Below are 25,688 nucleotides of genomic sequence, written 5' to 3'. Positions count from 1 at the left end.
GTTTATTTCTCCTATAACAACAGCTCAGGAATCATTACAATTATAATCAGACCAAGTATTTGTTAAGCAATTCTTGAATCTCAAGATTATGCTTTTCTAGCCAATTCATGTTCCTCTCAAACTGTTCAATCATAAACGTGAAGTTGTGTTCAATCGTTGCTCCGGCATAATGCTGACCAATATAGAAATGAAGTACTGCTATATAATAGATTTTTGTAAGTAAAGGGAGATAACCGAACTCAAGCACTAAATGCTTGCGTTCACTGCCGTATCCTTGAAGAAAGGACTCGATTATTTCCAATGATCCTTGGGATTCCTGAACCACATGGTTAAAGCTAATTGTGAATTCCATAAACGCAGCATCCATACCCATAAAATCAAAATCTAGTACACCAGTGATCTCCTCATTCTGAGTGAGCAAATTATAAATTAACAAATCATGATGAACCAACTGTTGTGGTAACACCTCAAGCTGAAGTTCGGAACTCTCAATTTCTCTAATCATTTTCTGGTAAAAGGTAACCTTTGAGACTGATAATTCAAAAGGTGAATTTTTGTAAAAAGCCTTAATCGACTGCTGGTTAGCTAACGGATGAATTTCGTACATCTTAGTAAATGAAATCCCCCTGTATACTTGCTTGCCTATTGGGAACCTCTGCATTCGTGTTGAAAACTCTCCCACCAACTGCCCAAACTTCATAGATCTGTCTACGCTATGCAACTGGGGTACTGTACCCTCCAGAAAGGAAGTAATAGCCGCAAGCGTCCCGTCTTCTAATAATAAATAGTTTTGGCCATCTATTGTCCTATGAAAGCGAGGGACTTGAAACGAAGAAGGGGTGCCTTCAAGGAAAGCCGTCACTTCACATTCAAGTTCAATTCCATCGATCGTTTTGAGATGTCTGTTATAGATACGAGCGATAAACCTCTGTCCATCTATTACAAGAATCTTGGTCATATTCGTCAAGCCAAATGGAACGGCTCCCAAGCTATACTCGGTATCTTTGAAATAATGAGAAAGGATTTCGTCAAATCTGATATTCATAGATTCTCGTCTCTTCATCATCAAGCAGATAACCTCTACTGATATAGTCCCAATTATTTCTTTCATAAAAATCGGTCAGATCAGTACACAAATAGAGCTTGTTATACCGTTTTGCTTTTACCTCACTCAATGCATGGTTTTGAAGTTGTCCACCCAGACTTTGGCCCCAATGTTTCCAGAAATACTGTACTGCTTCTTGTAACACCTCCGGCTTCTGCCGAATATCAAAAATTTGCAAAATGTTAATCTCCCTTCAGTTGGATCTGATTCAACATATATTCCGCATACTCCAGAAGTAAGGCTTCACTCAAATTCACCTTCTCCAGATCACCATTGTACTTCGCAAGGCATTGTGAGATGACATCCTTGTATTTAGAGGGTAGCTCTGTGAGCGCCCATTCTCCTGCTTCTCGTTTGGAGTGACTGACTGAATCTCTCACGTACAAAAGAACACGGCACAGACTCAGTACATAGTAAACTGGGTTGTCCACAATTTCTTCCAAAGCTGAACTCGCGTCCGATGTAATTGATGCAATCATATGTTCACGATTTTCCGGTTGGAACAGATCCTTAATGGGTGTACCATCCAGCACAATACCTCGATCATAGATGACCGCCATATGTGCTACCAGATCTGGATCTTCATATCCACCACATAGATATTGCTCATCCGTCCGATATTTCTCCCGGTGATAAGCAGAATAATGAAATTCGAAAGGTGTAGGGTAAGGCATAGCAACAACCATGGATTCCAGTACGATACTGAGTTCAAACCCTTTCGTAATGCGCATCTCATCTTCAATCTGCATTAACTTTTGTGCAATCCTTCGATAGGTGTCGGCAGATTGATTTTCCCGGCTAACGACCAATATATCGATATCACTCTGATTCGGATGAAAGCATCCCATGGCCATAGAGCCGTGTAGATAGATTCCCACCAAGGCATCCGTTAATTCTTCTTTCAAGACACGAGTAACGCTATCCAAAACCGTCTTTTCATTCAACAGAAGCAACTCCCTTATGTATAGATCAGGTATCCAATTCAACGTTCAGTTCACGCACAAAAACAGCTGTCCCCTTCATTCTGACATCCATATCCTCTCCATCCCGAATTACGCTCACTTGAACCTTTCCATCTCTTCCAATCTCATGCCCCTGCTCTACCACAAACTGTACCTCATCGATCTCCGGTTTCACATAGGTTAAATAATAAGCACCCATCACCCCGGAGGCTGTTCCAGTCACTGGATCTTCCGTCGTACCTGAGAAAGGTGAAGAGAAATGTCTGGCATGCATCATCGCATCGAAATCACGAGTTTCGAAACAAAAGGGATGTAAGGAAGCTTTGGGATTCTCAATTAATATTCCTGGGAAAAGGGGAGAATCCGGTTTCATTTTCATAAAAGAGTTCAAATCACGAATGGGGATTAGTAATGTCCAGGCTCCTGTACTTCCATAAACGATTGGCATAGAATGATCCACTTCATCCAGAGTGAGGTTTATGGCGCTTACCAGCTTCTCAATATCCCCCTGGAACGGTATAAACTGCGGATGATCCTGTTTCATCTCCATGTAAATGATGTTGTCATTTCGCTCAAATCGAATAGGTAGTATGCCTACATTGGTTTCAATCGTGATTAACTCTCGGTCACCCAGCATACCACGTGTCTTTAATCCATACAGGGATGCCATTGTGGCATGTCCACACAGATTAATTTCATGACCCGGCGTAAAATAACGTAATCGGACGTCAGCTACTTCAGATTTCAACACAAATACCGTCTCATTAAAACCAACTTGATAAGCGATCTGCTGCATCTCCGCCTCACTGAAATGATCAGCATCAAAGACCACTCCTGCCGGGTTACCTTGACCGGGAACTGTGGAGAAAGCATCATAATGATAGACCGTAACATCACTCATCAAAAGACCCACTTTCTCTGTAATCTACGAGACGCACATTTCCATATAACTCTACGCTTTCACCATCAACTACAAGCCCGCCACCATCTTGGCACGCATATACAGCTGTACGGTTAACACGGGTATACTCTCTTAATGAATCCAAAGCATCTTCCGAACCATCCCAGTGGGGTGCAAACTCAAAATCGACAAAACCCAGTGCTTTCATGTCTTTCAGATCTACATTGTTCTCATCTGCATCTTCCCCATGCCCAGCGATCTCTATCGTAGGTGTAGTAAGAATACTGCCTGCGCTGACCCCAATCAGCATGCCACCACTCTTCACATAGGAACGCAGCAAACCTAGCACATTTCTCTTCTGTAATAGACTTAGAAAATAAAACGTATTTCCGCCGGATAGATGTATCGCATCACACTCGAAAATAGAGCCAAATGTGTTCTCCTCGTACTGCAGATCAAGATCATAATATTGAATGTTATCTATTCCTATTTGGTTATAGTAACGTCTAGTGTGCTCAAAATACCTTCGCTCCGCGTCGGAACATGATGGTATATAGCCGATGGAAGGCTGTTCACTGTGGAATAAGCTTCGTATTTTCTGATTCAATTTATCGTTAGATTCGAACACCAAATCACTTAGCAGAACCAACGTAGTCATCTGATTTCCTCCCGTATCTATTAGACTGGCTTAAACTCTCTTTCCAAAATTGAGAAGAAATACTGGTCTGTCCACTGTTTGTTCCACCATAGTTCTTCCTGGAAGACGGCCTCCCGTGTCATACCCACATACTGCATCAGTGCTACTGAGCGGACGTTTTGTGAATTACACATGCCGACAACCTTATGAGCTTGTAACTCTTGAAATGCAAAATGTAGCAAAAGTCGGGTAGCTTCACTCCCGTATCCTCTACCTGCGTATTCCGAAAGTACAGCGAATCCAAGTTCCCAGCTTTTTCGGTGATCCACGTAACTCCACATCTGAACAATACCAATGGATGTATCCTCTGGATCATTCACGCGCCGTATAACGAAATCATAAGCATACGGTTTCTCATCTGCGACAGCAAAATGGCTGCGATATTTCTCACGGACCTTTTCCTCATCTGTTTCAACAGTTTCCTCGAAGCTCCATACGCTTGTGTCACATTCAAGTTGACCTATGAAGTTGAGGTCTTGTTCTGTAACTGTAGTTATTTTAATTTCCTGTCCCACGAATTCCATGTGAATTCATCTCCTTAGGATTATGCCACCATTCCCATAGACTACTGCATCAGCCCGTTAATATATCTTCTGTGGCTTGCAGATGCTTCTTGAACCCACAAGTCCAACTCAACTCTACTCACAAAAAATTGATCCTGAACCTTAATGAACGGGAACATTTTCCCATCAAAGAAACCTGATACGGTAAAGCTTCCTTGTTCCGCCTTAATAATACTCATCACCTGTTCTTCAGTCATACTCAGATACTCGGCAGTTTCTTGCATCGTCAATAATACTTTATCGTTTGGTACTACTTGCTCTACTGCCTGAGTGAGTTCACTATTTCTCTCATGAGTGGTTAAAATTATACAGCCAATGATAAAGCAGATACCCAAAATGGCACTAGCTAAAAGTATAGAGAACGGAACAGATTTCATTTAAATCCTCCCTTGCTCAAAAGGGGTCTATGTCAGACCCAACATATTTTTTCTGTAAAGTGTAATAGAAGAGATTGTCTACTAACTCAGTGGACTTCAGAAAGTTTAACTTTTCTAACAAGCTCTGCGATTGAATATTTGCCTGCTCCACAGTCGCTTCAATAAAATCAAGATTCATCTCGTTCCAGCCAATTTCGAACATTGCGGTTAAAGCTTCTTGCATCAACCTTAGTCCCCAATAGTCCGGGGATAAGTCAAAGCCAATCTCTGCCTTCGACGGTGAATCCGTATTCCAACAGTGAAACCCCGCTGTACCTATGAATTCGCCATCTAATTTATGGAATAGACCATATCTGCAACCTGAATCTTCAATGTGAAATTGTATGATTTCTTCTGCTTCCTTTACATCGCGGCAAGGCTGAATATCCATAAATCGAGTTACATCCGGTTTAGCAGAATGTTCATACACATCCTGCCGGTCTGCTAAGGTTAATTCTCTGAGGTACAGACGTTCAGTCTCTACATTGGGAAAATGTATCATGACATGATCTCCTTTAAATCGTTAAACGTTTCGGATTGTGTACTGTCCGGCCTCACCAAGAAAATCACTTTTGGTTAACCCTTGTTCTCCGAGTAACATCCTGTAGTTCGATATTGTACCGTCATGTGAAATGACAAACGTGTTGCCCTCTGTTTCCTGCACCACTCCAGAAGCTGTTCAGCTAATATCTTGAATCGATATGCATCCATCTGATTAATGCTTTCCTTCCAACAATCCAGCCCCAAATCAAGCATTTTTATGTAAGTGTATTGATGGCTGAGTTCTTGCTTGGAATAGATCTGATCGCAGATGAAAGGAACAAACTCCGGATTCTGAGGAAACATTCTTGGGCCAACCAACGGGCTGAACATAAGATTGCCTTTTGGTTCTAGCAGGCGCGCTGTTTCAATAGTACGTTTCGTTGGACTAACCAAGATGGTGTCTTCAGGCGATAAATTCACTTGTTTACGTAACGCTATAACTTGACGTTTTCCCAATTCAGTGAGACCAGGATGCAGGTAATTTAATTGATTAGGATAATCTAACAAGTGTTCACCATGACCATGACGAATAAATGTAATGTCCATAAGCCCTCTATTCCTCAAGCTTCTCAACTAATTATTTTTGTTTTCTTAGATACTCATCTTGCTGACCATCCATCGGACACTCCATCTATAAATCCCATGATGAATGAAAAAATAACGAGTCCGAGCAATAAAATCAAACTGGCTATACCCCATTTAAGCAAAATTTTCCTTTTGCTTTTTGCACCAATCCCTAACAATAAAGCTGTTACGACAATCAATGCTACTTCCAACAAGAGCATGAAAATAAACCTCCGTTATGTATTATGCTGAGCAGTTTTCATATATGTTCTGACCTGTTCTGCAAACCGAACTGCTTCCGCCTCCGTTTCAAAAGATCGTTTCGGAATCACATGTGCACTTGCCTTATTAATGAGAATAAAGAAATATTGTTTTGTCTCATTGAAGCTTTCCAAACCTTTCCACTTCTATGAAAAATCAAGTTGTCTAAATAGGATGGCAATAGCCACAGGCAGCACACATACAGCGATCAGCACACCTTTCTCTTACAGTTTAAACATCGCAAATTTGTTCATTTGCCAGTAATCTTCTTCTGTCAGATGAATATGCATCATGTTACTAACTTCCTCCACTCGTTGCAATCTAGTCTGATATTACTCATAAATCTTGCCCATATACAGGATCTGAGCACATCTCTTCCATGGGTTATCCGGCTTCTCGTAATGGCTTAATCCATCTATCGACGCTTGTCCCCAATCCGCTGCCGCTTCCAAAAATGACGCTATTGAATCATTCTGCCATTCATCTGCATGACCTTCTCGATCCTTACTTAATTGTTGTAGGAAAACCATAAAGGTCACTTCATCTTCGACTTCATTTACAAGCTCAAATAACGTTTTTTTCATGTTGTTTTGTTCACCTGCTCTCGATTTCTTAGCTTCGTAAGGTTACTCCAGAATTTTTTCCAGTTTGCGCCTACAAACCTCCATGTCGTAATCCGAGTTATCCAGCCCTACCTTATCCATCTGAAGTAAGTCATAGATTTCGGACTCCAGCCTCTTTCTTTCCTGTAAAACTTGTACCGTACCCTGAACACCCTGATAACCTTGCGCTTGCCCCAAACCCTGATTCGTATAATAGTTAATAAAACCTTCTGACCATTCCTTCGGTCTTTCACGAACTGCCTTATCAAAGGTAAAGGATATATCTTTCTGGTCGATATAAATGAGAAGCGGATTCAGAGCATGAATGATACGACCCAAATCCAATACATACTGCATATTCTGCTCTTTGGTTTGATTGCATTTTACGAGACCCATGGTCAGTGGATTCTGGATAAAACAGCACTCAAATATCGTGATGTAATCATCATTCGTGCTTAGCACGTTTTGGGCAAAATCTTGCCACTTCTCGGTGATCAGCTTCACATTTTGCTCAAAAGAAATTTCGTAAATATCTCGGCTGAAAATATCCTGTACAATGTGATCAGGGAGCTCTATTCCCCATTGTTCTCTCATCTTACGATAAGGAATCAGAAAACCATCGCCATAGGCAGTCGCATTGCTTTCCAGAACCTCTCTGTATTCTTCATGTTTTTTCAATAAAACCTCAAAATCTCCAGCATCATAAAAAGCAACACCTTCGTAATCAGCAGGGTGATCCAGGTTCCCTTCCTGAAATAGTTGTACCTTTTTGCCTTGTCCCTTTAAAATTTCGGATACCATTTGGGCAACCGTTGACTTGCCTGAACCTGGTAAGCCTTCAATCAGTATTAATCGCCTTGTCATCATTGCATCACCCTTTATGTTCTGTGAATGTGAAGATATAGATCTTCCATATGTCAGTCATTATGTTATTAATCAATATCTGCAACAACCCATTGCGCAGAATCGCCATCTTCTTTCTTTTTCCAAAACTCGTATAAATAACGCATGCGGGCATTCGTAAATTCCATAAGAAGACTTCCTATCAATGTAAAATTTTCTCTCAAGGTACATCATAACCCATAATGTGGGATTTGCGAACGAACGAAATTAGCCATTCCAACGTATAAGGCATCTCACGCCAAAAACACGCTTCTCTGCACAAGTTACATCATGCATAGAGCGTGGATATCAGCAGAACTTTTTCCTAACTTTTTTAACTGTCCATAGTGAATCTAACTATCGATTCCATAGCATGTTCATTATGCCGACCGCTTCAATCAGGATTTCTTTTTCTTCATGATCCGAGAAAAGATAACTATACGTTGAAAAGATTCCCATATGGCGTATATGTCCACCTTTGTAATGAAGTCTCTTTTCGTCACCGTTGATCGTCTGCGTAAACGTACTGCCTTCATTCACATTATACGAAGCATGGATGCCATGTTCACTTGAGAGCCAGGCAACAAAATCCTCTTCGTTTGGATTGGTCATGACTAGAATAACGAGCAGAACAACAAATACAACAATGCCTGTTCTTAGTCCTGTCTTCCTCTTGCTACCATGTTGCGTGTATTCAGGCTTCATCTTGATCACCCATTTCTTGAACAGAAATCTCTACGCTCTTCGCCAAAACCCAACCACTCAATCCATACGAGGATGAGATCACCATGTACTTTGTATTTCTCCTCGATCAGCCGGGTATGCAATTCGTCATACGAATCATAACTGACAGGCCAGCAGTAGCCCTTCCCCGACTCTAACAATTCGCGATTATATGGGATAAAATGTTCCAGATCCCACTCATCCAGATCCAAAATAATGCTGCCATGCAGTGGCGTATCGAACGCATGGGCCATTACACCAGAGAATAAGACATCCATATTTTTCGGCACAGCATGACTTGAACGAGTACGCATCCTGATTCTTTCGTTCTCTAAATCTACTTCGTAGCTTAATATGATGTTGTCATGCAAACTTGGCATACTCCCCATCCTTCCAATATGTCCGTTAACTCGTTTATCCTCAAACACCGTAATATCGTTTATAGTTCGAGACCCATTCCACTTTGGAGAAATCAACAAAATCATACGGCTCGCACTGTCTAAGGTACAGCAATTCCTTATGTGCCTGTTCCCCATCCATCTTTTCCAGGTAAATCAATGTCTCCTCGTACCCTGCACCACATAATAACTGCACATCAAGATAACTGCTCGTATCCTGATTCTTTTGTTTAGCCTGCCAGATCAGCGTGGTGTCCTCTACATTTCCGATACAGAACAACATAATGCACAATAGTTTTAGAACTTCGTTATCCTCTAAGTTTCGATTCTCTATCTCTTGGTGTAGCAGCTGTCGGATGTCCTTCCGGTTAAGCTCATCTGGTTCCAATCCGTACAGCTGCAACAGTTCTTCCTCGTTCATACGTGCACTCCCTGCCTACTTGAGAATGTTATTTAACTCTTCCGCTTTTTTCCTGCTATCTATTCTAGCATAAAAATAAAAAGCGATGATGTGCAGCACGATCGATAATAACCACATACCGGGGAACCAGGGAGCGATGAACTGGAACATATCTACCGAGAATAACCATACCATCGCCATACCTCCAGCAATATTGAATGTGGAAGAAATAACGATATTCCATACCGGTTTTAACGTAAAATGGTTCCACAGTATGTTATACATCACTCCAAACAACACAGCTGCAATGAGAGCAATACCCGCTATGTTCCATAAATAGGACATCTGAATGGGTAGATCACCAAAGAATACGGTTGCCAAGAGTGTGATCCATAGCGTCATCATCGTGAATACTTGAAAAAAAGAATGTCTAAGTTGAGTCATCATGATAATTTCCCCCTAAAGTTTTTAATATAAAATCGACTGACAAAGTAGCTGGAGCGATCGCTCAGGTCTACCTTAATTCGGGCATGGTCTGTTGCAGAGAATGCGGTGATGTATCGTGTATTGATGATCGTTTGATTATTAATTTTCACAAAATGAACGTCACCCAGATCCTCTTCTACAAATTTCAGACGTTTATTAAGCAAATACCTCTCCCCTGAGATCACCCGGACACAGCACATCCGATCCTCTGATTCAAAGGCAACCACCGAGCTCAATTGGATCTGCATATTGCGATTATTCTTGGCATGGATGACCGTTAATTGAGTTTCTGATTCGCAGATCGCCTGCTGAATACGATCCCACTTCGACTTTTCCTCTGGATGTGTAATGACCTTGGCTACCCTTTTTTCAACTGACGTGTCCTCTTCAAAAATGACTTTCATGTGTTGGCCCTCCTCTCACAACTCATATTACAAGCATAGTTACGACAATCCCACTGTATTGCGTTTTGTTGCAGGATTTTGCAAGTTTGTTGCATCGGCACTGCACAGATACCAAAAAGAACCACTCCATGGGAGCAGTTCTTCTATATACTCATCCGGAGCATTCAAGGCATGAGTTAGTCTTTTCATATAATGGTGCTAGGTTAATGTTAATCGATCTCCAGATACATCTCCTGATTTTGCAGGATCATCTCGTTCATGTGTGTAATAGCTTCTTGTGCCACGGCTTGATAATTAGCATATAATGCTTCTGTTCTCAGAAGTAGGATCGGGTCCTTCTCCAGATCGGTTGGCAGCACCTCACGCCACACTTCATCCACCCAATTGTGATCCGTAATCAGCTTTCTATCTGATCCAGTACATTCACCATCTCATCTAAATGAAAAAACCGCATCCCATTTTTAATCCCATTCCAACTCTTGATCTGGGTGATGTTATACGCCGAAAACCAATAAAATTCTGCCAGACTCTTCGTGTGATTGTGATAGGAATAGAACAAAAATAAAGCTTGTTGCCCCTCATGTAACTGTCGGTATATCTCTGTTTTGGCGGCCATATCTCTGCCCCGCACGGAAACAAGCATCGGTTCAATACACAGCCAGCTTAATTGCTTGGAATATATATCTTCTGGCCGAAGTCTAGCCTTCATAACATGCTCCTCTCTATTCACTAATTTAAGGATTCTCTGGTGTATCCACGGCCGGGTCATTCTCTCCACCCATTCTGCGTCTGGATGTCTCCATCTTGCCCGTCGAAGGCACGTGTTCAGACGCTTTAGCTAATCCGAATTGGGGCATATTGACATATATGGTCTCGAAGGAACCCGACTGAGCTTTATATGTTTCATGATAGATCCCTACTGTTCCATCGGAACCAATGGAGCGGTTGAATCTTTTCCAGGCTTCCAAGTGCAGTCCGCCCCGTGCGTATTTCTCCAATTCATCGTAAGATCGCCAATATTGGAGTAGCGTCACCCCACGCCAGCTTATAAAATACTCTGTACTCAGAAATCCGGTCTCCGGATTCATATAGAGTTCTTTAATCATCGGCCCCATGGATCGTAAAACAGGCAGCCATTTATGTATAGCCCACAGACGATTAATCCTCATTCCGATGATAAATACAACAAATTCTCCATCAATTTGAGCTGAATATCTTCCCTTATATATGTTCGGCACGTCACTTCTCCTTCTCGTCCAACATGTACCTGCGTTCAATAAACTTGATCTTACTAGCATTATTAAAAGCTTGGTCCAGATTCTCTGCCATTAAAATTCTTACAATGCTATTCGCGTTTTTGAATCTCATTTTGTTATTCTTCTGTTGGTAGTCCCACCCTTGTCTTATTGCATATTGAATAAGGTTGGATATCAGTCTGGGTTCATGGACAAATATATCCCATGTATCTTCCCAAGCAACATCGAACTCTACGAATGTGGATTTAAGCGAATTCGAATAAACCCGAATGACGATATCATATGCTTGTTCATCCACAACGTACAGGAACAGTGTATCATTCACTACAATTTTGCGGAGTTGTTTCCTGTATACCTTCAGGTATATCCCTCCCTTACTTACACACACTGCTGCGTAAATCCTTATAAACATCCCATTTCGTATACAATTGTTTTAACGCTAATCCTGTTGTATATATGAACTCTTGCATAGCTTCCATGGATAAAATATTTAAGTCACCCAAGTGTTCGTTGTCAGGGTTAGCTAAAAACTCAAGTTTCTCTCCCCTATACTGATACACCTCAGCTTCCAGCAATCCGCCTAAATCATATGCTTTTCCCACGTTCAGCTCACTTAACCAATCGCTGGCCTTGTCCCAATTCCGTAAAATCAGAAATTCAAGCTTCGTGACATCCTTCGTATACACGTTTCTTCCATTGGGGTGAACTTCATATGCAGGATATATATATCGAATGTCCATACGCGGTCCGTATAGATATGGGCGATGTAACCGCACAGATATTGCATGAATTTGGGATCACTATAAGCTAACTTCTTGTTGGACTCAAAAAAAGCTTTAAGTTCTTCATCTGTTGCAAACCTTCCCTCCTCTGGCATGAGGTGGGTTTTTGCCTTTTCGGTACGAAGATTAGTTCTTACATGGATGGAATCAGGAGCTAGGCTTCCCAATAACAATTCAGAGGGTGGCTTGGATATCAATTCCGATGCAATTGCAAAATGGACCATAGGCCAAGGCAATGTAAAAGCTCCTTTCTTTCTCTATCTGAACTATTCTATTATCGCGATCACTCGCGAAGCAATTTAGTCGCTCCTTGCTTCAAGTCTACAAATATAGGCTTCTGCACATTGTTAATTGTGGCAATATCAATCTCATCAAGATATCTGAAAACAAGCTGTAATGATTCCTTTTGTTCATCTTCAAATAAAAGAGTCAGCTGGTCATCACAGAGTTTTCCTTCCAACTCCGCAATAACGTCAAATAAAAACATTACAAACACTACTTCATTTCCATCCGGATACGTATAGTGCATTCTCTCGCCCGTGTAGATGGAGGCCAATTTATAAGAACTAACGTCAAGCCCTGTTTCCTCTTTCACTTCTCTAATCATGGTTTCTTCGATTCGTTCACCTGGCTCCATACCACCACCAGGTAATCCCCAATCTCCATAATCAGATCTCTTTTGCAGCAGAACCCTTCCCATACGATCTCGAATAATAGCTCCACCGGTAACAACAATACGACTAGTCATGCCTCTGCCCCTCTCTGTTTAGTTACTTCTGGCTGCCCCCTTAAACAATCACTTCCGTAGACTCCTCTTAATTCATCATAACCCATGTATTGGTAAATGGAAATTGAAAAAGATCCTATCCACCTCTCAACGCAGGAGAAGCAAATCGGACCTTAAAAAAATACATTACATTCAAAAAACCTTTCATTCACTCAGAAACTCTGCCTCTTCGCACAAAAGTCTGGGACAAAATCCGGTGGCTACCAGCGATGTTGTCAATCTCAATGTTATATTCAGACTCGGTATATTCGATCTGATGGTGCTCATAATACTTTTTCCAGAATGAAACTGCTGTCGCATTGTTAGCGAGCTGTTCTACTTTGAATCTACCCTGAAATTGAGCAAAAACCAAGTCAACCGCTTGTGCTGCCAGCCCTTGCCCGCGATATTTTTGGACCAAGAACAACTCCTGCACGGTATAATCCACATCTTCCGGCACATATGGAGGTGAGCATACCAGTGCGAATCCAATAACCTTCCCCTCATACTGAATGAAAAACGGATATAATTCATCGCGTTCCAGATATAAATAGGTGTTCGTTGGATCATATTTCCCCTCTTCTAGTAGATCTTCGCCAGAATATTCAGACAGATCATATAAGTACAAGTTGAACAGGTTGAGAAACAATTCCTTTTGTTCTGCCAAAATACGCGTAATTTGCACATTCATCTTCATTCCACATCTCCCTTAGTTAATCAGTTGGTTCGTGACCCATACAGGACTTTCCCGATATCCACAAAGCGCTTGCTGCGCCCTGTTCTCAATATATCGTTTCAATCCTAGCAGATATAGGCAAAGTTTGGTTTAAACCATAGAGTAACCATACATTCACGGTCGACATGCACATATGTAAAAAAAAGACTCCCTTCAGAGTCCCATTATCAATCTTATCTTTATTTTCCACCAATTATCCTCTGGCATGTAGCCAACCCTTAATGGATTAGATAATCAACCACAGGATATGAGATCACATTGCGGTCTCTGTACGTTGAAGTCACCGCTTCGTGATGTGTGCTTAGAATTCCATTTTGCAACATCACCGGCCGGAAACCTCGCTCCATCGCTCCGTTGTAGGTGAATAGTACACATTCCTCTGCGGCAAAGCCGGCGATGATCACTAGTTCAATGCCATGACTCTTCAACACCTGCTCCAGATCAGTCTGCCAGAAGGCATTGGATGCTTCCTTCGTAACCGTGATATCCTTCTCATTCACATCCACTTCGGGAATAATGCGATACTCATCTGGCGCCGCCTCTTCCATCCCTTCCACATCCTGTACGTGAATGACCACATGATTATTCGTGCGCAGCACACCTGCAACATGATTAATGTACTCGCATGCATGGTCTATCGAAGTCTGGTCCATCTTTTTCCGCACAATACTCTCTTGCATATCAATAATCAGCAAACCTACTTTCATCTAATCTCTCCTCAACAATAAATTTAATGTCGCATGATTCAATATCTTCCCTTGTTTACACGGATAACTTAACTTAATCCTTGAATAGTTCATTCAGCATCCGGTCGCGGTTCTCCAGGAAACTGCGGGTAATCTGATAGTGGTCGGTATCCTCATAGACTACCTCTTGAATATGGTTATCGTCAAAGCTTAAAATCTCTGCCCCCGGATACCCCAGCAAAATGGGTGAGTGCGTCGCAATAATGAATTGCGAAGTGCCTGACAGATCATGAAGGATACGCAATAAAGAGAGCTGCCTAGCAGGAGATAAAGCGGCTTCGGGCTCATCAAGCAGATAGATGCCTTTGGAACTGAAGCGATTGACGAACAGACTGAGAAAAGACTCCCCGTGCGATTGTTCATGCAATGAACGCCCGCCATAATATTGAAGCGATGCCGGCATCTCATCGACATGTGATGCGAATTGATAGAACGATTCAGAGCGCATGAAGAAACCATTCGTTATTTTGGGCAACCATGCCAGCCTGAGATAATTCCCGAGCGAGGATTCCGAAGCATGTGTCTCATAGGTATTATTCCTGCCGCCCCCTGCGGTATTGAATCCACATTGATGAGCGATGCCCTCTAGCAGCGTAGATTTCCCTGAACCATTTTCACCTACAAAAAAAGTAATGTTATTCGTGAGCTCCAAACGTTCCAACGAACGTATCGCGGGGATGTCAAAAGGATATTGGTTCCGATTCTCAATCTTGGTCGACATGAGTTCTACACTTCGAAGATACATAGGCATACTCCTATTCATGTTAGAATTGGCTCCAACTACGGCAGGTACCTTTTCGTTTACACATTCCCTATATTAAACGACGAACAGTTGGATGACAAAATTAATGGTTGACGGTGGCAGATCAGCTTTATATTATGTAGGAAGAACGTTCTGATGAAAACATAAAATGAATTGGCGTGTTACCACCCCAGAGGGCATGAGCCAAGAAGCGAACATGAGACTATACTCGCTTCTTGGCTCTTTTTGCGTTCCGGAGGCATGAAAGCGTTAACTTTAGAAATGAGGAGGCGGTGAACCGTGAGTAAAGGAATGATTCTGCAGGTGGAGCGGGTCGTTGGCAGTAATATTGTTCTGGCCCGGTCGCACCAGAATACCAAGGAGTACGTACTGATTGGCAAAGGGTTGGGATTTGCGTTCAAGGCGGAAAGCACCGTTCAGACAGATGATCCGCGGATTGAGAAAAGGTTCCGGCTGGAAGACCGGGAGGAGTGGGGGCAGGCGCAGGAGCTGATAAAGGATCTGGACCCCAATGTCATCGACATCTCTGACCGAATTATCCGTCTCATCGCTGATCAGTTTCCCGGCAAGCTGAATGACAAGATCTACCTTGCTCTTCCGAGTCATATTCAGTTCACCTTATATCGTATCCGCAACGGGATGGAGATTCTGAATCCTTTTCTTACGGAGACAAAGCTCAGTTTTCCGAAAGAATTCGAAATTGCCTCGGAAGCGGCGGCCATGATCGGAGAGGCCTTTGGCGTAGAGGTACCGGAGGATGAGGCCGGGTTCCTGACATACCATGTGTACTCCTCCGTAAATCACGTCCCTGTCGGACAGTTGGTTAAGGTATCCAATGTGATCAGCAAACTTCAGTCGATTATTGAAGATGAGGGTGGTGTTCGCTTTGATCAGGGCAGCCTTAGCCAGGCAAGACTCATGATACACCTGCGCTTCTCCATGGAACGCCTGTATCAGCAACCGATGACGGCCCCCACCTTCGCACAATATGTGAAAAATGAATATACGTCCGAATACCAGCTGGCCACAAAACTAAGCGCTGTAATGGCCGAGGATTTGGGTACAGAAGTGCCTGAGGAAGAAACGGCTTTTCTCACAATGCATCTATACCGGCTTTTTCAAACCCATGCCAAAACCAACAACAGAAAGGACAACACACAATGATCTGGAAATGGAAAAACAACAAATCTGCCAAAACATCTGAAACAATATCCGTCGCCTCCCCGCTCACCGGAACCTGCGTCAGTTTGGAAGAAGTGCCTGACGAAGCGTTCGCGCAAGGAATTATGGGACCGGGAGTCGCAATGATTCCCCAGGAGGGCAGGCTGGTCGCCCCTATCGACGGCACTGTGGTGCACCTGATCAAATCGCACCATGCCTTAATGATTGAGCATGCTTCCGGGCTGCAGCTGCTGCTGCATATCGGTATGAATACTGTCAGCCTGAAAGGACAGGGTTTCACACCCCAAGTGCAGACCGGGGATCAAGTCACTATCGGTCAGACTCTGATTGAATTTGACCTGAATGCGATCGCTTCCGCCGGTTATCCGGTCATCACCCCTGTCATCGTTGCGAATGCAGCTGAACAGCCGTGGGAGTCGCACCCGGGGTATGGCAGCGTAGAAGCAGGCATGGGAACGATCATGAAAGTCAGCTTATCCAAATAACCTAAATCAAAAAAGAAAGGAAGAACAATATGCTGAAATCACTGCAAAAGCTGGGAAAATCCCTGATGCTTCCTGTAGCAACCTTGCCTGCAGCAGGTATTCTTCAAGGCCTCGGTCTTCTTAATTATGAAAAGGACATTCCGCTCGGTCCCGTGATCGGGGGATTTCTTAATCAGTATGTAGTTCCATTCCTGAATGAGGGAGCGGGGGCGATCTTTGGCAACCTTGCGCTCATCTTCGCCATTGGGGTGGCAATCGGACTGGCGGGGGATGCGGTCGCCGCGCTTTCAGCCCTGATCGCTTATATGGTACTGACGCGGATTCTGGGAGCCGTTCCAAGTGTATTCGGCTATATTCCTGACGATGTCAAGCTGGATATGGGCGTATTGGGCGGGATATTTGCCGGACTGCTTGCAGCCTATATGTATAAAAAATACCATAATATCAAGCTTCCTGACTGGCTCGGCTTCTTCTCCGGCAAACGCTTTGTGCCGATGGTGACCGCCGGCTCCATGCTGGTGTTGGCCATTATGTTCGGCATGATCTGGAGCCCGATTCAGGATGCCATCGGTGCTTTCGGCGCCTGGATTGTAGGTTTTGGCGGCGTTGGCTCCATGGTGTTCATGATCGCCAACCGCCTGCTCATCCCGCTCGGTCTGCATCATGTCCTCAACTCCATCGCCTGGTTCCAGATTGGAGATTATACCAATGCAGCCGGGGAAGTCGTGCACGGCGACCTGACCCGCTTCTTCAACGGAGACCCTACGGCAGGCATGTTCATGTCTGGCTTCTTCCCGATTATGATGTTCGCTCTTCCGGCAGCGGCGCTAGCCTTGATTCATACAGCCCGGCCTGAAAAGCGCAAAATGGTCGCTTCGATCTTTATCGGAGCAGCGGTCGCTTCATTCTTAACGGGTATTACCGAGCCGCTCGAGTTCTCCTTCATGTTCGCGGCTCCTCTGCTGTATGTAGTGCACGCTATTCTTACCGGTGCAGCAGCCCTGATCATGTACCTGCTGAACGTTAAGCTGGGCTTCGCCTTCTCTGCAGGTCTGATCGATTACCTTGTGAACATGAAGCTGTCAACCAATCCGTTGATCATGATCCCGGTCGGACTCGCATTTGCGGTCGTCTATTATTTCCTGTTCCGGTTCATGATTGTCAAGTTCAACCTGAAAACGCCGGGGCGCGAAGATGACGCTTATGATGCCGATACCCCCACTGATACTTCCGCCGTGGCAGCGTCTGCCGACACCAAGGCTGGTAAGGTGCTTGCCGAGATCGGGGGAACAGATAATATCGAGAGCATTGACGCCTGCATCACTCGCCTCCGGCTAGTTGTTAGGGACGACAAAGCCGTCAACGATCGGGCACTCAAACAGCTTGGCGCTTCCGGCGTCATGAGGCTCGGTGGTGGAGCTGTGCAGGTTATCTTCGGCACTCAGTCTGAAATCCTGAAGGATGAGATTAAGAAGCTGATGTAACGCTCGTCCTCCTGTGGGTTTAAACGGCCGAGAACAAGGATATTCCCCCCCTGTTCTCGTCCATTTTTGGTTAATCAAGAAGCACGGGATATTCTTTTGAAACGGTTTTGATTGAAAAAAAGAGAGCAAGCTGTATGCCCACTCTCTCTGTGTTAATAGACAAATCTGCGCTGTGCCCAATAGCTGAATACAAAGATGGACACCTCAGTTAACAGCTTGGCTGCGAGCAGCGGAATAATCAGCTTTTCATTATAAAAATACAGTAAACCGTAGTTTAATAACAGCACCAGTAGGACAAGTGAGAAGTATTTGGGCAAAGACTGCCGAACCTTGGAGGTTCGTCCAGCTGAAAATACGTACTTCCGATTCATCGTGTAGTTGAAGAGTGAGCTAAATAGTCTCGCTGCAACAACCGAGAGAAAAAGATTGTGACTGAAATACTGAATGACGAATAGTAGTCCAAAATCAATTAGAGCAGACAGCAACGAAGATGTGCTGAACATCAGGATGGGCCTATAGATTCGGAACGAATCGACCAGCGGGCGGAAATGAGAGGATTCATTGTGATCCAGATACACCGTATCAATAAACTCCTCCGTAATCTCGTACCCTTCCTTGTGTGCACTTAACAGCATGTTCATCTCGTATTCAAACCGTTCCCCGGGGATCTGGTTCAGCCAGTCCAGCATGGCGTAGGGAAAACCGCGCAGACCCGTCTGTGTGTCATATACTTTGGTACCTGTCGTGAGGGAAAAGACCGCTCGTGTAACGGTGTTGCCAAAACGGCTCCGTGCTGGAATCTTACCACTGAAGCGACGGCTGCCGAGTACAATTCCGGGTGTCGTTTGTGCCAGCAGCACTTCGAAGATACGCTTAATATCATGTGGCAGATGCTGTCCGTCACTGTCCGCGCACACTACACCACCCTGAGGCCCATACTCCTTAATATACTGAAAGCCTGTCTTCAACGCCCTACCCTTCCCCAGATTGACGGGATGTGTCAGGATCGTACAGCCATAGGCTTCTGCCGTCTCGAAAATCCCACGGTAACCCGGGCCACTGCCATCATCCACAATCACAATAGGTCCAAGCTTAAATGTCTGTAACTGCAGAACGAGATTCAGCAAACGCACATCGGGTTCATAGGATGGAATTAATATCGTCATGATCCTTGTCCCTCCGTCAGATATAGAATGTCACTTACGCCACGTTCCTGGTTGCGCCCCAGTGGATTATTGACGACTCTGCCCATAAAATACATCGTGGATGAACCGCCGCCGTCCAGATTGTAGGCTTCGGTTGCTCCAAGGCCTTTCATGACATCGGCCAGTTCTGCCAAGGTCATGCCACGACTGTCGTCCTGCCGCCCGTCCACCACCACGAAGACGTAATGATTCGGAGCAATCATGCCGATTGCTGTTCTTGGATTCGCATCCTGGATGGAGCGGTTGCCGAAGTTGTTGTCAATTTTTACACTGCTAAAATCACTGACAATCTCGCCATCCTGAATCAGAATGGGTCCAAAGGATAATGTATTGGTGGCACCTTCGCTCAGCAGTTCCGAGGAAGAAATCTCGTTCTCGTTATATGTTTTCATCGTTCCGTCGTTGAACAGGGCCAGTGCATCCCGTGTTGGGCTGTCCCGGTACAATGTTCCATTTCGAATAATGACACCATCATCACGGAATCCATAATAATCACCATTAATGGCAAAGATCGCATTGTTGGCTGCGGCAATCTCTGACGTATTCTCGGTAATGTTCGTTCCAAAACTGTTATCCGCCAGTGCTGTTCTCAGGCTGCTTGCATCCGTTAGCTGAACATCAGCGACATAATACGTAATTTGATCCGAGCCAGATCCTGACTGTACCTTATCAATATGGACCTCCATATCATCGCTCGAATAATTCCAATCATCTGACGTTGCATTCACTTTAGTTGCGGTGGTCGGAGTACTGGTGGAATCATTCGTGTTGCCCGTTGCTGCCGTTGCTGTGTTCTCATCCGCTACAACCACCTGCACATGCCGGATCAGGTAACGGTCAGCCAAGCTGTACAGGATTCCACCTACTGCGAGCACAAGGACAAGTGTGATGATGAGCCATCTTCGCTTTCTAGGGGAGATCGGTCTTTTATGGGGGTCTTTCCGGGTTGGTTTCTGATAGATCTTCATCATGTCAAGCTCACCTCTTCATCTAAGTTCTTAAGGCCATATTAGGCCGGGGAGCTTAAATGAATCTGAAACTAAATAACTTGAACTAAAGAATATTCACACTGACACTACGATGACAGAGCAACCATCCAATCGCTGTTATTGTGTAAATGAATAGTTCAATAAAATAAGGTGATCCGTTTTCCCAATGAGGAAAGCAGATCACCTTGATTTTTAATCTATATAACCTTAAATGTCGCTGTTATTGTATAGATGTTTCGTTCAGCTTACAGATCAAAACATCTTCGTCAGAGCTTCCTGTTATACGTATGGAAATAGAGCATCATATGCGGGACAAGGCCGCTTTTTCAGGAATTCCGTTAACGCTGGTGGCTGCTGGGCATAGATATCCTTCAACGACGTTCCTTTATAGATGTTGCCAATGACGACAGGATGACATAACTCACAGATGAGAATATCTCCGTTGCCGTGCAAGTGAAGTTGTTTCGTGCCATCCACGCAATTAGAGAAATACACGCCCGGTTGCTCCCGCAAATTCAACTGTTCCGCAAACCGGTCCATACAGGTGAAATAGAGCGTTGTATCTGGCTTTTTATGCTCAATTAATTCCGTTACAGATCGAATGAGAGACGCTTTGGATACAATCTGGCTCCAGTCGGTATGCGGCATCTTAATGCTGTTCTGGATCTCATGGATGCGCACACCCAGATCATACACCTTATCGCTAATGGCCTGCATGTTCGCTTGATTCCCTTCAAACAGTAACGTTTCCAGTACCGTCTCCAGACCGGCTTCCGTGCACAAACGGATATTCTGCTCCAGTCTCTCATACATGCGAGGATGCACACGGTAGTACGCAGCATACGACTCCGCATCCGTATAATTGAACGAGATATGAATGTTGGACAAGCCTGCATCACGCAACGCGAGAATCCGTTCTTCTGTCAGCAGACTGGCATTACTGTTCAATTGTGTATCGATGCCATGTGCCGCACAGTACGTCACGATCTCCAGGCAATCCTGGTATTTCAGGGTAACTTCGCCCCCGGACAATCGCACGCGCTTAAGACGAGGAAGCTCACTAATAATACGGATGACTTCCTGACTACCGATGCACGCTCCATCGTCCCGATTGTAGGCGCAGCAATAGTCGCATTTATAATTACAGTTCGATGTCACTCCAACTTCAAGCCCTTCCAGCTCATATACGCCGGGTGTTTCAAGTTCGAGTGATTTATATTTGTTTTTGGCTGTCAATTCGTTGTACCTCCTGGTTCCTTCATTCAATCCACATTTGGATAACTTGAAGAGTATAGCGGATGGCATCAGGTTCACGATATGACATTATGTACGTTGGTTGTTAAAAAAATAAAAACCCATTTCCTTAACGACAGGAACGGGCCAACACTTGTCATATGATTATTGGATTAAACAATATAGCATCTTTATTATATGTCAATGTTAGTATAAAAGTCTTCTTTTACAATGGCATACATCTTCAGATCCTGAAGTTCATTTTTTACCTTCATGTATTTCCTCAGCACACCTTCAAATTGCATGCCTGCCTTCTCCATGACTTTCGCGGAGCCCGTGTTCTTCACTAAACATTGAGCCTGGATTCGTTCCAATCCCACTTCGTCAAATCCAAATTGGATGATTCGTTTCACTACTTCGGTCATGTAGCCTTGATTCCAATATTGATCAGATAACACATATCCCAACTCGACTCTCCTGTTATCGCTATCACACCCTAGATAGTTACAACTCCCAATCAGTCTCTTGGTTTGTTTATCTTCAATGCCCCATGGGCCTATTAAATTCACATCATACCGGCTCATGACAAAATCCAAAAAAGCTTTGGTATCTTCTTTGCTCTGATGCGCGTCCCACGTGGTGAACTCCGAGACAGCGGGTACAACACAATAACTATACATATCATCCAGATCATCATAGGTAAGCCGCCGGAGTATCGTCCTTTCGGTCTCCAACACCGGAAATGGTTCGAAGAAACTTTCAATCATTTTCATAGATTCGCCTCCCTGAGATTGTTAAGAAAAGAAATCCATAACCGTTCGATCCGCGCTGCCTACTCATCTGTTATACAATCAAGGCCACAATCTGCGTGTCTTCCACTGCCCATCTTGCATCACATATTGGACTCGCACATGCTTGCGCTCTGAATCTCCCTGCCAGAACTCCACCTCTTGTGCATTCACAGCATATAGACGCCAATGAGATGTAACGACATCGGGGTCACGTTGGATACGTTCTTTCTGAGCTTCAATGGCATTATCCAGCACTTCCTCACTATTCAAAACCTCACTCTGATGCCCTGTCATGGCAACTGCTCGCGCTCCAGCTGAACGCTTGCGGAAATCATCAGCGCCCGCTTGATCTCCTTGATCCTCAGCAATTCCCTTTATCCGAATCTGTCTTCCCAGGGAAGGCCAGTAGAAGGTGAGAGCCACATGAGGGTTCTCCTTCAACTGCTGCCCTTTTCGGCTCTCCGAACTGGAGGCAAAATAGAACGTTTCGTCGATTACGTTTTTCAAAATCAACACCCGCGCATCAGGATAACCGTCGTGATCCACGGTGGAGATCGTCATGGCATGAGGTTCTTTCACTTCGTTCTCAACCGCCAATCTCAACCACTCCAAAAATAGCTTCCCTGGCCGCTCCGGCAACTGCCCCATATCCCACGTTGGAAATGGTCCAGATAACGACTTCAAATGTTGTAGCAGTTCAATGGGTTGATTACTCATGTCATCGCCTCCGTTTGCTATTTTATACCATTGTAATACATTGGGACCTATGAGTCTGTACATCCTGATTATGTCGACTGATCAGCTCTGGATCTAATAAACAACTACTCTAGATGACTTAATGCATTTGCACTACTTAGTTTCCAACCATGCCTTCCCTTTTCAACGGTATGTACACTGGTGTTGCCCATGGGATAAAAGCTGGACTGATTGCTCCATTCCCGATTCTCAAGCAGATAGTACAGGATGTTAATCACTCCGCCGTGAGTAACTAACAGAACATTGGACTTGAGTGTATTCTCCTCTAGACCTCTGAAAAGATTCTCGAAGGCGGTGCTTATCCGGCTATAAAAGTCTCTTGGACTTTCTCCTCCCGGAAAAGGGGAATGCATCTCAAGGGTGTTGAAATACACTCCTGGATAACGCACTTCCGCATCTTTATGAAGCATACCTGCCAACTCTCCGTTATTCATCTCCCGCCAATCTTTCTTTAAGCTAGCCTGCATGTTTAATCTCTTCTCAATTTCTCGTGTTGTCTGTGCTGCACGAGGAAGATCACTGCTCATGATGGTATGTATGTTGTACTCCTCAGCATGAAGATGCAAATACTCTCCCAGCCTCTTGGATTGATTGATCCCCTGTTCCGTGAGTCCACGCTCACTCCATCCGCCTCGATAGCCTTCCTCATCCATCCCATGCCTTACCAGATAAATTTTCAAGCTCTCTCCTCCTTTTCAGATTCCACTAAACAGATTCCTTAACATACATACCTACTTTACGTTTACAGAACTTTTCAATAGAATCAAATAAACCCGACCTCAGATAGCTTCTATCCAAAATCGGGCATTTCCTGCAACCCATTTATCTTACAAATGTATTATGAACTCGCTCTGATTTGATAAAGTAAGGAATCCAGATCGCACAAGTAAGTACCGACTTGCCAATATCTCTTAACGAGTTTCCATCCTCAAGTTCTCTCGCCATCGGAATCTGAAGCAACAATAAATAATCAATGACACTAACGGCTAGACTGACACTATAAAACATGATCATAAGACGAGGAAAGATCGATTTTTTACTATACAAAGCAATGATGGTATATATGCTAAACACTAAAAACAGTGCGTTATATACCGTTTCAAAAATAACGACCGGTCCCCATAGCGGGTGATAATATGCAGATTGCTCCGAAGTTAGCAACTCCCAAGTCTCTGTGGTAAGCATGGGCAAACAATACAGAACCAATTGGAGCGCCAGGAAAATCAACGTAAGAAATAATCCGATCTGGACGAGAATCAGCCAACCACCTAAACCCGATACGCCTAATGGACGGTAGTCTGTCTTTTGCTCTTGAATATGTGGTTCCACTTCGTAACACTTCCTTATACATTTTAGTTTTTTAGTTTTTCTGAGATGAGTCTTCCTCGTAATCGTACTCATACAAATCAAATCTATGGGTACTTCTTTCCCCTTACTACACGTGCGTTGTATGTATTGTCACACTTCTTATAGCTATCTCCCCATCCTCCTCTTATATAGAATTTTACACAACTTCCTTATTGTACTACGTGTGTCAAGAAAGCCAAAGAAGACCTTCGCTATACTTCCGCCATGTTCAGTTTAGTACGTGTACGTCATAATGCTCTTATACAGATGCAGATGGTGACTCTGCATTTGACGTCCAAAAAGGAGGATATGGATATGTCCAATTCCAAAGTAAACCTTTTGCCTTTTGCCGATATTTCAAGTTATGTCGAAGGCTTCGATATCGTTTCCACCCAGTGGGGCGGTGATGGCCTTGTCTATGTGCTGCTGATAAATCAGATCCCTAAAAGAAAACGAGGTATGTTCGTCCAAAGTAAATTGAACCAAAGCTATACGTACAAAGTGCTTATTGTGACAGATCAGACCATCGAGGAAATTGTCATTTGGGGACAGACGTTTAATTATCATTACGTACAACCATTACATGATCATCTGCTGCTCGTTGGAGCACGCTGTACGAATTACGGAAATGAACAGGTTGATCTGAACGCCAAAGTGTGTGATTTAGACGGAAATACCATTCGCGAGTTTTTGTTGGGAGACGGAATCCAAAGTGTGCAGGTCACAGAAAAGGGAACGATCTGGACCAGTTACTTTGATGAAGGGGTATTTGGTAACTACGGTTGGAGCGATCCGATTGGATCATATGGTCTGCTGGCCTGGGATGAGCACGGGAATAAACGATATGAAAATCGTGAAGCTGACATTGCGGATTGTTACGCACTCAATGTGGTGAATGAGAAGCAGGTCTGGTTCTACTTCTATACCGATTTTGAACTCGGTTGTATCTCAGGGGGCACCCGTGAACCCAACGTTACATTCATGAATCCAAACATCTCCGGTTCCTCCGGCTTCAGTACGGATGGTTATCATTTCTTGTTCGATGCCGGGTACGGTAAACATGGGACGTTTGTACTTAAGAAACTAGAGAAGCCCGGAAGATTGGGCAAAGGTCAGAAGATTGATTTGCTAAATGGAGATGGTAAGTCCTTCAAGCAGGCAAGGCAGGATTTTCGCCAACATCGTCTGCTACTCAGTGAAGGTAACTTGTTGTATCGGGTAACGATAGAGGAGATTACTTATGCTTCTGGTTCGGATTAA

Annotated in this window: 37 protein-coding genes; 4 read left to right on the top strand and 33 right to left on the bottom strand. The window is 44.0% G+C overall.

Annotated features, from left to right (window positions below):
- Positions 1 to 46 precede the first annotated feature (46 nt).
- From MKZ12_RS08345 to MKZ12_RS08220, 26 genes are all read right to left on the bottom strand, one after another.
- Entirely contained in the window at positions 47 to 1,045 is a 999-nt protein-coding gene (locus tag MKZ12_RS08345) for a phosphotransferase (RefSeq protein WP_339259880.1), read from the bottom strand.
- Complete coding sequence (locus MKZ12_RS08340; protein ID WP_339259878.1) at positions 1,029 to 1,283, bottom strand: hypothetical protein; 255 nt, start codon at positions 1,281 to 1,283, stop codon at positions 1,029 to 1,031. Before MKZ12_RS08340 ends, MKZ12_RS08345 begins: the two co-directional genes overlap by 17 nt.
- 4 nt (positions 1,284 to 1,287) lie before the next feature.
- Positions 1,288 to 2,049: an aminoglycoside adenylyltransferase domain-containing protein gene (locus MKZ12_RS08335; protein ID WP_339259876.1), complete on the bottom strand. Its 762-nt coding sequence runs from the start codon at positions 2,047 to 2,049 to the stop codon at positions 1,288 to 1,290.
- A gap of 25 nt (positions 2,050 to 2,074) precedes the next feature.
- A complete protein-coding gene (locus MKZ12_RS08330) occupies positions 2,075 to 2,968 on the bottom strand; it encodes a PhzF family phenazine biosynthesis isomerase (protein ID WP_339259873.1) in 894 nt (297 codons plus the stop codon).
- Positions 2,961 to 3,626: a Type 1 glutamine amidotransferase-like domain-containing protein gene (locus MKZ12_RS08325; protein WP_339259872.1), complete on the bottom strand. Its 666-nt coding sequence runs from the start codon at positions 3,624 to 3,626 to the stop codon at positions 2,961 to 2,963. Before MKZ12_RS08325 ends, MKZ12_RS08330 begins: the two co-directional genes overlap by 8 nt.
- Positions 3,627 to 3,646: 20 nt before the next feature.
- Positions 3,647 to 4,189, bottom strand: a complete 543-nt coding sequence (locus MKZ12_RS08320) for a GNAT family N-acetyltransferase (RefSeq protein ID WP_339259871.1) — start codon at positions 4,187 to 4,189, stop codon at positions 3,647 to 3,649.
- Between the two features lie 41 nt (positions 4,190 to 4,230).
- A complete protein-coding gene (locus MKZ12_RS08315) occupies positions 4,231 to 4,605 on the bottom strand; it encodes a hypothetical protein (protein WP_339259869.1) in 375 nt (124 codons plus the stop codon).
- Positions 4,606 to 4,621: 16 nt separating this feature from the next.
- Positions 4,622 to 5,146, bottom strand: a complete 525-nt coding sequence (locus tag MKZ12_RS08310) for a GNAT family N-acetyltransferase (RefSeq protein WP_339259867.1) — start codon at positions 5,144 to 5,146, stop codon at positions 4,622 to 4,624.
- A 74-nt stretch (positions 5,147 to 5,220) separates the two neighbouring features.
- Positions 5,221 to 5,733, bottom strand: a complete 513-nt coding sequence (locus MKZ12_RS08305; protein ID WP_339259866.1) for a phosphoglycerate mutase family protein — start codon at positions 5,731 to 5,733, stop codon at positions 5,221 to 5,223.
- Positions 5,734 to 5,786: 53 nt separating this feature from the next.
- Positions 5,787 to 5,972, bottom strand: coding sequence for a hypothetical protein (locus MKZ12_RS08300; protein WP_339259864.1), 186 nt, complete (start codon positions 5,970 to 5,972; stop codon positions 5,787 to 5,789).
- 372 nt (positions 5,973 to 6,344) lie between these two features.
- Positions 6,345 to 6,596 carry a hypothetical protein gene (locus MKZ12_RS08295; RefSeq protein WP_339259862.1) on the bottom strand — a complete coding sequence of 84 codons (252 nt, stop codon included), beginning with the start codon at positions 6,594 to 6,596 and terminating at the stop codon, positions 6,345 to 6,347.
- Between the two features lie 42 nt (positions 6,597 to 6,638).
- Entirely contained in the window at positions 6,639 to 7,481 is an 843-nt protein-coding gene (locus MKZ12_RS08290) for an adenylyl-sulfate kinase (protein WP_339259861.1), read from the bottom strand.
- A 372-nt stretch (positions 7,482 to 7,853) separates the two neighbouring features.
- Positions 7,854 to 8,201: a hypothetical protein gene (locus tag MKZ12_RS08285; protein WP_339259859.1), complete on the bottom strand. Its 348-nt coding sequence runs from the start codon at positions 8,199 to 8,201 to the stop codon at positions 7,854 to 7,856.
- 5 nt (positions 8,202 to 8,206) lie between these two features.
- A complete protein-coding gene (locus MKZ12_RS08280; protein ID WP_339259857.1) occupies positions 8,207 to 8,599 on the bottom strand; it encodes a hypothetical protein in 393 nt (130 codons plus the stop codon).
- Positions 8,600 to 8,639: 40 nt separating this feature from the next.
- Positions 8,640 to 9,038 carry a hypothetical protein gene (locus MKZ12_RS08275; RefSeq protein WP_339259855.1) on the bottom strand — a complete coding sequence of 133 codons (399 nt, stop codon included), beginning with the start codon at positions 9,036 to 9,038 and terminating at the stop codon, positions 8,640 to 8,642.
- 15 nt (positions 9,039 to 9,053) lie between these two features.
- On the bottom strand, positions 9,054 to 9,464 hold the full coding sequence (locus MKZ12_RS08270) for a hypothetical protein (RefSeq protein WP_339259853.1): 411 nt from the start codon (positions 9,462 to 9,464) through the stop codon (positions 9,054 to 9,056).
- Positions 9,461 to 9,907 carry a LytTR family DNA-binding domain-containing protein gene (locus MKZ12_RS08265; protein WP_339259851.1) on the bottom strand — a complete coding sequence of 149 codons (447 nt, stop codon included), beginning with the start codon at positions 9,905 to 9,907 and terminating at the stop codon, positions 9,461 to 9,463. Before MKZ12_RS08265 ends, MKZ12_RS08270 begins: the two co-directional genes overlap by 4 nt.
- Positions 9,908 to 10,116: 209 nt before the next feature.
- Positions 10,117 to 10,287, bottom strand: coding sequence for a hypothetical protein (locus MKZ12_RS08260; protein ID WP_339259849.1), 171 nt, complete (start codon positions 10,285 to 10,287; stop codon positions 10,117 to 10,119).
- A gap of 17 nt (positions 10,288 to 10,304) precedes the next feature.
- Positions 10,305 to 10,616, bottom strand: a complete 312-nt coding sequence (locus MKZ12_RS08255; RefSeq protein WP_339259847.1) for a hypothetical protein — start codon at positions 10,614 to 10,616, stop codon at positions 10,305 to 10,307.
- A 25-nt stretch (positions 10,617 to 10,641) separates the two neighbouring features.
- Positions 10,642 to 11,145, bottom strand: coding sequence for a DUF4188 domain-containing protein (locus MKZ12_RS08250; protein WP_339259845.1), 504 nt, complete (start codon positions 11,143 to 11,145; stop codon positions 10,642 to 10,644).
- 1 nt (position 11,146) lies between these two features.
- Complete coding sequence (locus MKZ12_RS08245) at positions 11,147 to 11,551, bottom strand: hypothetical protein (protein ID WP_339259843.1); 405 nt, start codon at positions 11,549 to 11,551, stop codon at positions 11,147 to 11,149.
- Positions 11,538 to 11,849, bottom strand: coding sequence for a hypothetical protein (locus tag MKZ12_RS08240; protein ID WP_339259841.1), 312 nt, complete (start codon positions 11,847 to 11,849; stop codon positions 11,538 to 11,540). Before MKZ12_RS08240 ends, MKZ12_RS08245 begins: the two co-directional genes overlap by 14 nt.
- 379 nt (positions 11,850 to 12,228) lie before the next feature.
- Positions 12,229 to 12,693 (bottom strand): NUDIX domain-containing protein, encoded by a 465-nt coding sequence (locus MKZ12_RS08235; protein WP_339259839.1) that lies wholly within the window; start codon positions 12,691 to 12,693, stop codon positions 12,229 to 12,231.
- 187 nt (positions 12,694 to 12,880) lie between these two features.
- Positions 12,881 to 13,408, bottom strand: coding sequence for a GNAT family N-acetyltransferase (locus MKZ12_RS08230; RefSeq protein WP_339259837.1), 528 nt, complete (start codon positions 13,406 to 13,408; stop codon positions 12,881 to 12,883).
- 257 nt (positions 13,409 to 13,665) lie between these two features.
- Entirely contained in the window at positions 13,666 to 14,154 is a 489-nt protein-coding gene (locus MKZ12_RS08225; RefSeq protein WP_339259835.1) for an isochorismatase family cysteine hydrolase, read from the bottom strand.
- A 73-nt stretch (positions 14,155 to 14,227) separates the two neighbouring features.
- The gene (locus MKZ12_RS08220) at positions 14,228 to 14,938 is read right to left on the bottom strand and encodes an AAA family ATPase (RefSeq protein WP_339259833.1); all 711 of its coding nucleotides are present in this window, start codon (positions 14,936 to 14,938) and stop codon (positions 14,228 to 14,230) included.
- A gap of 297 nt (positions 14,939 to 15,235) precedes the next feature.
- Between MKZ12_RS08220 and MKZ12_RS08215 the strand changes: the two genes are divergently transcribed.
- The 3 genes from MKZ12_RS08215 to MKZ12_RS08205 are packed head-to-tail and all read left to right on the top strand — an operon-like array spanning position 15,236 to position 18,107.
- Entirely contained in the window at positions 15,236 to 16,120 is an 885-nt protein-coding gene (locus tag MKZ12_RS08215; protein ID WP_339259831.1) for a PRD domain-containing protein, read from the top strand.
- A complete protein-coding gene (locus tag MKZ12_RS08210) occupies positions 16,117 to 16,623 on the top strand; it encodes a PTS glucose transporter subunit IIA (protein ID WP_339259830.1) in 507 nt (168 codons plus the stop codon). Before MKZ12_RS08215 ends, MKZ12_RS08210 begins: the two co-directional genes overlap by 4 nt.
- Before the next feature lie 29 nt (positions 16,624 to 16,652).
- The gene (locus tag MKZ12_RS08205) at positions 16,653 to 18,107 is read left to right on the top strand and encodes a PTS transporter subunit EIIC (protein ID WP_339259829.1); all 1,455 of its coding nucleotides are present in this window, start codon (positions 16,653 to 16,655) and stop codon (positions 18,105 to 18,107) included.
- Between the two features lie 152 nt (positions 18,108 to 18,259).
- Here the strand turns inward: MKZ12_RS08205 and MKZ12_RS08200 are convergent, their stop codons facing one another.
- From MKZ12_RS08200 to MKZ12_RS08170, 7 genes are all read right to left on the bottom strand, one after another.
- Positions 18,260 to 19,273 carry a bifunctional glycosyltransferase family 2/GtrA family protein gene (locus MKZ12_RS08200; RefSeq protein WP_339259827.1) on the bottom strand — a complete coding sequence of 338 codons (1,014 nt, stop codon included), beginning with the start codon at positions 19,271 to 19,273 and terminating at the stop codon, positions 18,260 to 18,262.
- Positions 19,270 to 20,283, bottom strand: a complete 1,014-nt coding sequence (locus MKZ12_RS08195) for a phosphodiester glycosidase family protein (protein ID WP_339259825.1) — start codon at positions 20,281 to 20,283, stop codon at positions 19,270 to 19,272. The genes MKZ12_RS08200 and MKZ12_RS08195 overlap by 4 nt, the downstream gene beginning before the upstream one ends.
- Positions 20,284 to 20,580: 297 nt before the next feature.
- The gene (locus tag MKZ12_RS08190) at positions 20,581 to 21,537 is read right to left on the bottom strand and encodes a radical SAM protein (RefSeq protein ID WP_339259822.1); all 957 of its coding nucleotides are present in this window, start codon (positions 21,535 to 21,537) and stop codon (positions 20,581 to 20,583) included.
- Positions 21,538 to 21,728: 191 nt separating this feature from the next.
- Positions 21,729 to 22,307 (bottom strand): GNAT family protein, encoded by a 579-nt coding sequence (locus MKZ12_RS08185; protein ID WP_339259821.1) that lies wholly within the window; start codon positions 22,305 to 22,307, stop codon positions 21,729 to 21,731.
- Between the two features lie 78 nt (positions 22,308 to 22,385).
- Positions 22,386 to 23,042: a pyridoxal 5'-phosphate synthase gene (locus MKZ12_RS08180; protein WP_339259820.1), complete on the bottom strand. Its 657-nt coding sequence runs from the start codon at positions 23,040 to 23,042 to the stop codon at positions 22,386 to 22,388.
- Between the two features lie 104 nt (positions 23,043 to 23,146).
- A complete protein-coding gene (locus MKZ12_RS08175; RefSeq protein ID WP_339259818.1) occupies positions 23,147 to 23,761 on the bottom strand; it encodes a histidine phosphatase family protein in 615 nt (204 codons plus the stop codon).
- Between the two features lie 142 nt (positions 23,762 to 23,903).
- Entirely contained in the window at positions 23,904 to 24,410 is a 507-nt protein-coding gene (locus MKZ12_RS08170) for a DUF2569 domain-containing protein (RefSeq protein ID WP_179198456.1), read from the bottom strand.
- Between the two features lie 333 nt (positions 24,411 to 24,743).
- On the opposite strand from MKZ12_RS08170, the gene MKZ12_RS08165 reads away from it, so the two are divergent.
- Positions 24,744 to 25,688, top strand: coding sequence for a hypothetical protein (locus MKZ12_RS08165; RefSeq protein WP_339259817.1), 945 nt, complete (start codon positions 24,744 to 24,746; stop codon positions 25,686 to 25,688).

Source organism: Paenibacillus sp. FSL R5-0713, from assembly GCF_037973325.1.
Lineage (GTDB): Bacteria > Bacillota > Bacilli > Paenibacillales > Paenibacillaceae > Paenibacillus.
The sequence above is the reverse complement of the archived record's forward strand: the minus strand, read 5'-3'. Positions and strand labels throughout refer to the sequence as shown.